Origin of the sequence: Bacillus sp. ISL-39, from assembly GCF_018613295.1 — a bacterium.
GTDB lineage: Bacteria > Bacillota > Bacilli > Bacillales > Cytobacillaceae > Mesobacillus.
In genome coordinates this window covers 131851-141080 of sequence record NZ_JAGGQM010000034.1, presented here as the reverse complement: position 1 = coordinate 141080, position 9230 = coordinate 131851, and the positions used below count along the sequence as shown (strand labels likewise).

Annotated in this window: 9 protein-coding genes and 1 riboswitch; of the genes, 5 read left to right on the top strand and 4 right to left on the bottom strand. The window is 40.1% G+C overall.

The window, feature by feature from the left end:
• Positions 1-194: 194 nt before the first annotated feature.
• Positions 195-410 carry a hypothetical protein gene (locus J7E37_RS21650; protein ID WP_214783530.1) on the bottom strand — a complete coding sequence of 72 codons (216 nt, stop codon included), beginning with the start codon at positions 408-410 and terminating at the stop codon, positions 195-197.
• A 174-nt stretch (positions 411-584) separates the two neighbouring features.
• A riboswitch (TPP riboswitch) is annotated at positions 585-694 on the top strand.
• An 82-nt stretch (positions 695-776) separates the two neighbouring features.
• Here J7E37_RS21650 and tenA point away from each other — a divergent pair.
• Positions 777-1448, top strand: coding sequence for a thiaminase II (gene tenA, locus J7E37_RS21645; protein ID WP_214783527.1), 672 nt, complete (start codon positions 777-779; stop codon positions 1446-1448).
• 90 nt (positions 1449-1538) lie between these two features.
• Here tenA and J7E37_RS21640 read toward each other — a convergent pair whose 3' ends face one another.
• Positions 1539-2351 carry a DUF2935 domain-containing protein gene (locus J7E37_RS21640; RefSeq protein WP_214783524.1) on the bottom strand — a complete coding sequence of 271 codons (813 nt, stop codon included), beginning with the start codon at positions 2349-2351 and terminating at the stop codon, positions 1539-1541.
• Between the two features lie 138 nt (positions 2352-2489).
• Here J7E37_RS21640 and J7E37_RS21635 point away from each other — a divergent pair, with 138 nt between their 5' ends.
• Together J7E37_RS21635 and J7E37_RS21630 are read left to right on the top strand one after the other, a co-directional pair.
• Positions 2490-2969, top strand: coding sequence for a hypothetical protein (locus J7E37_RS21635; RefSeq protein ID WP_215027146.1), 480 nt, complete (start codon positions 2490-2492; stop codon positions 2967-2969).
• A gap of 82 nt (positions 2970-3051) precedes the next feature.
• Positions 3052-3192 (top strand): hypothetical protein, encoded by a 141-nt coding sequence (locus J7E37_RS21630; protein WP_214783696.1) that lies wholly within the window; start codon positions 3052-3054, stop codon positions 3190-3192.
• An 860-nt stretch (positions 3193-4052) separates the two neighbouring features.
• On the opposite strand, the gene J7E37_RS21625 is transcribed toward J7E37_RS21630, so the two are convergent.
• Both J7E37_RS21625 and J7E37_RS21620 read right to left on the bottom strand, forming a co-directional pair.
• Positions 4053-5219 carry a TraB/GumN family protein gene (locus J7E37_RS21625; RefSeq protein WP_215027143.1) on the bottom strand — a complete coding sequence of 389 codons (1167 nt, stop codon included), beginning with the start codon at positions 5217-5219 and terminating at the stop codon, positions 4053-4055.
• A gap of 613 nt (positions 5220-5832) precedes the next feature.
• Complete coding sequence (locus J7E37_RS21620) at positions 5833-6390, bottom strand: YdhK family protein (protein ID WP_215027141.1); 558 nt, start codon at positions 6388-6390, stop codon at positions 5833-5835.
• A 321-nt stretch (positions 6391-6711) separates the two neighbouring features.
• Between J7E37_RS21620 and J7E37_RS21615 the strand changes: the two genes are divergently transcribed.
• Together J7E37_RS21615 and J7E37_RS21610 are read left to right on the top strand one after the other, a co-directional pair.
• The gene (locus tag J7E37_RS21615) at positions 6712-8652 is read left to right on the top strand and encodes an alkaline phosphatase family protein (RefSeq protein WP_215027138.1); all 1941 of its coding nucleotides are present in this window, start codon (positions 6712-6714) and stop codon (positions 8650-8652) included.
• A gap of 122 nt (positions 8653-8774) precedes the next feature.
• A complete protein-coding gene (locus J7E37_RS21610) occupies positions 8775-8954 on the top strand; it encodes an H-type small acid-soluble spore protein (protein WP_215027135.1) in 180 nt (59 codons plus the stop codon).
• Positions 8955-9230: the final 276 nt, after the last annotated feature.

Genomic DNA, 9230 nt, shown 5'->3' with positions numbered 1-9230 from the left:
TTGTTCCTACTTCGGACAACTTTCGGTTGAGGCAGCAGGATTTTGTCCGAACATGATGCTACTTCGGACAACTTTTGCCTGAGGCAGCAGGATTCTGTCCGAACTTGACCCTACTTCGGACAACTTTCGGTTCGGCGCAATCATTTTATCCCAACCTGACTCCACTCCATATAACCTCCACTTATCGGAAAGGATTAAATTTTAGCCATCTCGCCTTTTCGTCCTTTGATTAAACGCAATCGTGGCAGCTTGCCTTCTTTTCTGAATAAAGAAAACATCGCGAAATTAAATGCGGCCAGAAATAGTGATAATACTGCATGCTGGAATCCATGGGACATCAATGCCAGGAATCCGCTTACAAGACAATACAATCCAACGATTAAATAAAAATACATAAGAAGTTTTCCCACTTCTCATTCCCCCACTTTTTCATATGTAATTTTTATATTAACAGAATTTACAAACAAATGTCACATAATGTTCACAATTAGCACCAAATTTTTTCACAATTGATTACTCCACTAATTGCTTGACTCTTAAACAGCGATGCGTTTATGATTACAGATGAAATATAAATAACCGTATTTTACCACTAGGGGTGCCTTTGATTTAAGGCTGAGATTAAAGTGAGACTTTAAGACCCTTGGAACCTGATCTGGTTTATACCAGCGTAGGAAAGTGGACTTTGGGACATTTTTTTGTTGTGCCAATACAACCACTTTCAGCTGAAAGTGGTTTTTTTTATTGGGCTAAATAGGAAGAGGAGGAGCTTTTTAATGAAGAGTTTTACTGATGAGTTAAAGAAACAGGCTGAGCCAATCTGGCGGGCAAATTTTGATCACCCATTTGTACAGGGAATTGCCAATGGTAATTTAGCATTGGAATCCTTTCGCTATTATGTTTTACAGGATTCCTATTATCTTTCCCATTTTGCCAGGATTCAGGCAATCGGTGCGTCGAGAGCAGCTGATTTGTTCACCACTTCGAGAATGGCAGCCCATTCGATGGGAACATATGAGGCTGAACTTGGCTTGCATGAAAATTTTCTACAGCAACTGGAAGTAACAAAACAAGAATTAGCGGAGTTTAACCCCTCTCCTACTGCCTATGCTTACACTTCCCATCTTTATCGGGTTGCTGCTTCCGGAAGCCTGGCTGAAATTATCGCAGCCATCCTGCCATGCTACTGGATTTACCATGACATTGGACAATTGCTTAAGGGGTCCACGCCCAATGTCCAAATTTATCAGGAATGGATTCAAGCATATGGAGGAGAATGGTTCAGTGAATTGGTAAATGAGCAGCTTAGCAGACTTGATCAACTGGCAATGGAAGCGCCAAGTATGGAAAAAGAAAAAATGAAACAGCATTTTATCATCAGCAGCCAGTATGAATTCATGTTTTGGGACATGGCCTACAATCAAGAAACCTGGCCTGTTGGATTGTAAAAAACGAACATCAAAAACAACGGGATTCTTCCCGTTGTTTTTGATTCACTGTGCAACCAGCCGGACTCACTTCATTCTTTTGTATTATGCCTAAAACGACGGCTTCGACAAGGAGCATTTACCCACTTCTGCCTGCAGCCTTGGTTCATAGTAGCTTAAACTGGCAAGAAAGTAACAGGTTTCTGGAAAGTGATGCTCCAGAAAGCGGAGATTTGATTTATTCAAAAGTGTATTGCCCTTGTACTTCTCCACCATATTTCTAATAAATTGATTCATTTCCAGCGTCGTCTTTCCTACTTCATAGATGAATGCCTGCTGGCGGGCAAAGCCGGGCTGTTTTACCCGCAGATAATTCTTTAAATGGTGATTTTGCACAATGTATAGCTGGAATCTTCGCTTGTACTCCTGTGCTGCTGTATTTGCTCCAACTTCAATCGGATCGAGCAGATTTTCAAAAAGTACTGCGTGTCCAAGTTGATCTTCAAGCCAAAGATCCATAATCTCTGTTACTGACAACCGAACTGGTTCCTGGCCTTGTACCAGATAGCTCAATATCCGTAAATATTCCTGATTTTCACTTAGTGTACCGTTTAAATAGGTTGGTGAAAGGCTAAGGTTAACTTTGTTATCTATCCGCGATGACTGCAGTGTACCTTCAAAATCATAATAACTTTTAGCTATCTGCCATGCTCTTCTTGAAAAATCAATCATTTGTCTGTCCTCGTAGCCAGCATGACGAGGAATCGATTGTAACTCGCCTAAAAGTTCGTCATATAACCGTATAAATTGCCTAGCGATTTCAACATACTCCGACTCATTAGGAGACAAACCGTCCCTGACAAAATAAGCGTGATCTTGCAGCATTTCCAGCCAAAATGAATGTTCATCCCAAAGAGAAATCATCTCTTTCCCCCTCCTTTTCCTTCTTATACTTACTGTTCAAAAGAGTAAGAAATGATGATCGAAAGAAAATTTTAATATCACTCATCTTTTATCCTGTTGTGGAGATACTAAAAAAATCAATTCCAAAAGGAGTTGCTTATGAAGAATCTTAAACTTTACATATTTTTAATGGCAGTCCTGCCCTGGCTTTCGCTGCCTCTTCTTGGTAAACAAACTTTCAGGAAGTTCCTGCCCGGTACGTTGTTCATGGGAATTTACCTAATGTTTGAAGGAAGACTGGCTGAAAGAAGAAAATGGTGGTGGTTTCCATTTAAAATTAAACCAAATGTTTTAGGTGAAATGCCCTTAATTTGGGGGCCATTTTTTATAGGCTCCTTCTGGATCATGAAATACACCTATAAAATGTTCAATCTTTATCTATTGGTCAATATCCTGATTGACTCTCTATTTACCTATTATGGGCTGAACATCTTCAAGAAATTTGGCTATGTCACATTGGTACGGTTAACAAAATTCCAACTATCGATAGTGTTTTTATTCAAAACCCTAGTTTTATATGGATTCCAGGTTTTTTATGACAAAGTAATACGGGGACAATCAGATATCACCAATCAATAATTCTTTTTTAAATGAACATAATAATAAGGCTTTAAAAGATACATCGAAAGAAAGTGAGCTGAAAAGAATGGCGAGACAAGGTATGAGTAACAAAGACCAAACAAGAGAACAAATTGAAAAGCATGATAAAAGAAATGATATCGAACTGGGCGCAGAGTTCCAGGTCGGAAATACGAAATCGCAGAGCCAGAAAAAAAGCGGCAGACAAGTGAATAAAAAGTAAAGAAAAGACGCCCAGAAGATCCGGGCGTCTTTTCTTCATAATAAAGTTTCTTCCTTCATAAAATTTCTAATAAACCTTTTTTAATTTTGTTCCTAATTTAAGTTTTACAGGGGCAGTCACCGGGAACGAAGGTAATAAGAATGAATGAAGGAGGTGCTGAAGGTGAGTTTGTTGTACAGCAAGGCAATGGAAGCTTTTAAAAAGGATGCAAAACGACAGATTGAATTCGAAAAGAACTCGAGAAAAAAGACGAAAAAGTAAGCCGTCATTAAAGTTGTACATTCACCTTCTAGTCATCCCACATTTGAGGATGATTTTTTTTTGGTCCGTTACACAGATGGGTTGCACTTTTACATAGTGTTTAGCCTTTTATATTCGCATTTCCAATAACCCAGAGGATCAAGCTGATGATTGCTGTAAAAACGATCGTTGAAAACATTAAGAGGATTGGGATTTCACCTATATGAAAAGCGTTATTAGTTAGAAACATGTTGTTAAAGTAAGCAAAAAACAGAATACCTACTATGTATAGGAAATGAATTAAGATTGAAATAGACAGAGCTGGTTTTAAAACGTTCACAGTATCACTCCATTGTAAAATCTTTCCCTATTCTTATTCCATTTTATGTAACAGAATTCCTCTTTTTTCCACAAGTTCCTTCTCGTTTTCTTGCGTTTATGAAAAAAGCTTTTTGGCATTTATTGTTGCTTCAGTACAAGACGCCGCTCCTGGTTTATGAAAGCTGCTGAAGCTCTTTTCGAGAAGACTTTTGAGCAAAAATGCGTATACTGTGAATGCGACAAATTTTTCGAAAAGAACCATAAAAAAAGAACGAAATCAACAGATTTCGTTCATATCTTTATAAGTTCTCGATAAAGACCCTGATCACGTCAGCGCCGCCAATAAAGGTTCCTAGGGAGCTTCCCAGGTTGGCAAGTACGACAATCAGCAAGATCCGGCTGACTTTGTTCCGCCAGAATCCTTTTAAACTAAAAACATCATCAGAAAGTGTCTCAAAGTCCTTTACACTCGGCCTGCGGATATAAGCCTGTGCCAATCCGGCGAACCAGCCAGCGGCAAGCAAGGGATTCAATGAAGTAATTGGGGCTGCTATAAATGCAGTTAAAATGGTCAATGGATGCCCCATTGCGATGGCAGCTCCCAGGGCGGAAAGGCTGCCATTCCATAAGATCCAGCTGACAGTTTGGGCGAAACCAGCAGTTGGGTTAGCCACAAACGTATAGACGATAATAGCCAGGATCAAGATTGGAATGCTCCAGCCAATGACTTTTGGCCAATTGGATTTCGGCGGGATTTCCCTTAGTTTTTTCAAATCATGATCTTTTTTAATCTCTTCTATGATTCCCGGTACGTGTGCCGCTCCCAGGACAGCGACGATTTTTTCTCCAGGTGCTTCCTTGATTTTCTGAGCTAAATATTGGTCACGCTCGTCAATCAATGGCTTCTTCAAACGAGGAAATGTCTCAGTGAATTCATTAAGCATTGCGTTGATTGTATCCTGTTCCTTCAGCTTTTCCAGTTCTTCCTCCGAGATGCTGTCCTTGCTGAAAATGCTCGTAATGATTTGGCTTAGCAGTATTGCCTTGCCTTTCAAGCCAAGGTTTCCCCAAATCCGTGAAAAAGTAATCTGGATGTTTCGGTCTGCAAGCACAAGGTTTGCTCCCACTTCCTTCGCGGAATCAATGCCCTGAATCATCTCCTGTCCTGCTTTGATGCCAAGCTCTTTCGCCATGCGGTTTTGGAATGATGAAATAGCAAGATTCATTAATAATAAAGAAGCTCGCTTTTCTTTGATGACCTGAATGATATCCATCTCCTGCCACTTTGAACCTTCGGTAATCGTCTGGTAGCGCTGCTCGTCCAATTCGACACAGACAGAATCCGGCCTCTCAGCTTCAATTACCTCCTTCACCTGCTCAGCACTATGCTTTGAAACATGTGCAGTTCCAATCAGTATGTATTCCTTGCCATTCATTTCTATTCTCGTGATATTTTCCTCGACCATAGATACCTTCCTTTTAAAAGACCCGTGCAAGCCAGCTTTATGTATTATCAATACAAAAACACAGTTTATGATTCATTTTAACATTATAACATGAACAATAGTCTGAAATATAAAGATTATTTTATCACTTACATGATTAATGACTGTTACTCAAGAGTGGTGAAGCTCAATCAACACTAAAAAGAAGGCTGTTATCGTAAAGATTGTTGTTTAATCCTAAAGCCGATTTTAAAGTGATATAAAGCTAATTAGTAGGTCAGTATTAAGTTTGCATGCTATTTGAGCCAACTTTGCAATGAAACATAGTTCATTCAATAGTATTTTGCGGTCATTAGCAACAAAGTTTGAGAAAGAGCCTAAAACATAGAAAAACCGCACAGAAGATAACATCGACTACTGTACGGTCATGATTTTCATTTATTTTGAATAGCTAGTTTTCATTGAGGATGATTTCCTGTTATTCATCATTTTTTTTACAATTGGATATAGAACAGGTCCCCATTTAAGCGCCGTCTTGATTAATTTCTTCATGCGTCATCCCTCCTCTTGTCTTAGTACTTATATACCCTGACTTAAAAGGGACAATCCTGCATGATTTTGGTAATCTTCGATATTAGTTAGCAGGAGCAAGTTCATCTTCGGTTACCCACTGATGGTTCGTTACTTTTTCAGAGCCATCTGTTGGCGTGAAATCGACCATGTATACTGTCATTTCTTCAGCTGAATCAATGACCGCTTTTGCCCCTCGCATTCCTTCCATATGATCGGTATTGATTGTAGTTTCATCACCCGGCTTCAATGGTTCGTCTCCTGCATCAAGCAGCTCTTCATGGATGACCCACTTATGCTGTTCTACACGATCTCCGCCGTTCGTCGGATCATAAGACAGGGAATAGACGACAGTATCATATGCTCCGACTATAGTCGCTTTCGCTCCATCCATGCCTGGCATATGGTCATCCTTAATGATTGCCTGACTGCCGACTTCGTATGTTGGATCAGCGGCTTCCTCTAGACCTTCGGGTAACTCACCCGATCCAGAGTGCTCCATATTTGCATGGCTGTTGTGATCTTCCTTGCTTGATTTCTCTTCTTCACCAGCACAAGCTGTTAATAATAATGAAGTGGTAATGGATAACAATGCCATTACAAGTCTCCGATTCAGATTCATTTTGCTTACCCTCCCTGCTTAATAAAAGCATTTTCCGCAATCATTGCTGCTTCCAAATTTCACGAGTGTTATTGTAATTCAAGTAAATGTCTCCTGGAAAAGAACTCCGATACCTCAATTACTTCGGAAAAGAGCAGATGTTGGTAAAGCAGCAATCTATGCAAAAACAGCTTATATTAAGTTTTATATCATGAATTTATGCAGATTTTATCGAGCAGCTATCTGAAGATTGCCTGAGAGCTGAATAACCAATTTTTTAATAGTTTTAATCACCTTAAAAATAGGTAAATGCCTGTTATAACATCAAATCAGGGAGAGTTTATGACTACAAGATTTTTTAAAGCAATCATTCTATTATTTATAACTTTTTTAACCATCAATGTACCACTGGCAATTGCAGCCGGTGATCGACAGGTCATTCTTATTTCTTTTGACGGCATGCGCAATGACCTCACACGGAGTTTCATAAAAGACGGCAAACTGCCTAATATAGAAAATGTTATCGAAAAAGGAACAATGGCCAAATATGCCAAGACGGTTAGCCCTTCCCTTACTGCCCCATCACACGCAGCTATTGCGACTGGCGCAACTCCGCTGCAAACATCAATTGTCAGCAATGCATGGCAACAGAAAGATGCGGCATTGACAAACCAGAAAAATGCCTTTTTAAGTGAATTTGAGGTAGACCCACTATGGGTCACAGCCCGGAAGCAGGGAAAAACAACTGCAGCAGTTGCGTTTGCCGGGGCAAATCCTTCCATTGGAAAGCAGGCGGACTACACGATTTATTATGGAGATACTTGGTCCCCCAGCAAACAGGAAAAACTCAAATTCTCTGAAGCATCAGGATGGAACAACTCTCCGTCAAGCTTTAGCCCATTGAAGGAAACATCTTTCATGATTCAAGTCGAGGACAGTAAAAACAAGAAAATTCATGTTTTGGCATATGATTCAACCAACGACCAGGAAAAAAATTACGACAAATTTATAGTTACAAGTAATAAAACAATTGATCATAAAGGAGTAAGTGCTAAAGAATGGGGCTCAGTCAGCCTGCAGGTAAAGGAAAGCAAGACAGCAGGTTTCTGGTTCAAATTCACATCTGCAGACCCAGGATTAGCTAAGGATGCTGTGATGTACCGTTCAGAGGTGACGTCAGGCCTAATTGATGGACCTCAAGGATTTGCGGACTTAATTAGGAACAAATTCGGTTTTTTTCCGCCTCAGGATGATGATATTGCATTAGAAAAAGGCTGGATTTCCAGGAAGGAATATGAAGAAATTTCCGAGAGATTCGTCAATTGGGTAACAGATGTATCACTCTTCATCAAAAATGAATATCAGCCAGATTTGCTGATGTTCTATGCACCTCAAATTGACCATCAGGAGCACAAGTATCTCCTTACAGACCCGAGACAGCCTGATTATTCACCTGAAAAATCAAGAAAGTACATGGAATATATTGAATGGTCATATAAGGTTGCGGACAAGGTTGTCGGCAAGACCGTAAATTCCCTCGATGGGAATGACCATCTCCTCATTGTTTCTGACCATGGCATGGAACCGGCGCACTCAGCATTAGAGCCCAATAAAGTTTTAAAAGACAATGGCCTTCTTGTGTTGGATTCTGATGGAAAGATTGATCTTAAAAGATCAAAAGCAATTGCCGTTCCAAGTGGTTCGGCAGCTCACGTATACATCAACTTAAAATCGAGAGAAAAGCATGGAATAGTTCCAGAAGATAATTATGAACAGGTGCGTAACGAAATTATCCAGGCCTTCAAAGGAATCAGGGTGAACAGGAATGAAAACGGTCCTGTCATCAAGCATCAACTCAGAGAAATATGGAACAGCACAGTGAATTTGTCGTTTACCGGTGTAAAGGAAAATACAAAGGAGTTAATTGGATATCTAACAAACGCTAATGTCCACCCCTATCAGGATATAAAGAAAATATCTCATCGTAAAAAGTCAAAGGAGCGAAATGCCGGAGATGTTTTATTAATGGCTGCACCCGGGTATATAATGGGCCAGGGTGAATCGCATATCGTAAAACCAACTCCTGAGTTTGGCACCCATGGCGGCAACCCAAATCGCGAGAAACTGAGAGCAGTTTTTATGGCTACGGGACCTGAAATCCCTAATGGTAAACAAATAGATCCAGTCTCCAATCTCGATATAGCTCCCACTATTTATGAGCTTCTTGGATTGCAGATTCCCTCTTACGTTGAAGGAAAGAAGATTAAAGACCTAACTGAATAATTAGCAAAAGCGAGCCAACATCATCAGCTTGGTTCGCTTTTTTGATTTCTTTTTCAACAAACACGTCCATCATACATACCGAATCATCTCAATGGATATTTTAAATATGAGGTGAGAGAAATATGGACTTACAACGTGTGAAGGAAATATTAGCTGCGGAAAATGAAATTCCTGTCCATTACCACGGAGTGCCAATCTGGATTGAAAGCATCGATACTACTTCGAGCATGGCAGTCATTTCGCCAAGAGGAACTCATGAAGAAAGACAGCTTGTCTCTATTGACGGTTTGGATGAAAACTAGGCTCTCGCATCGAGAGCCAAATAATCCAGGCCTGCGCCTGGATTTATTTTAAAATGCCCAATCACCCAGGGGAGTCATCCTCCTGTCCTGCTTGCAGCTCTCGCATACATGAAGCCTCACAGGTTGGAAAAGCTTTTCTTCTTTGTTCTCTGAAACATCTTTCCGTCCACAAACCTCGCAAATTCTCATCCATTTCACCTCATTTTTTCTTTTGTCAAATGGCTAAGTTCTGTAGCGACTCGCTAACCAGTCCTAATATAACCCAACACTTGGGTT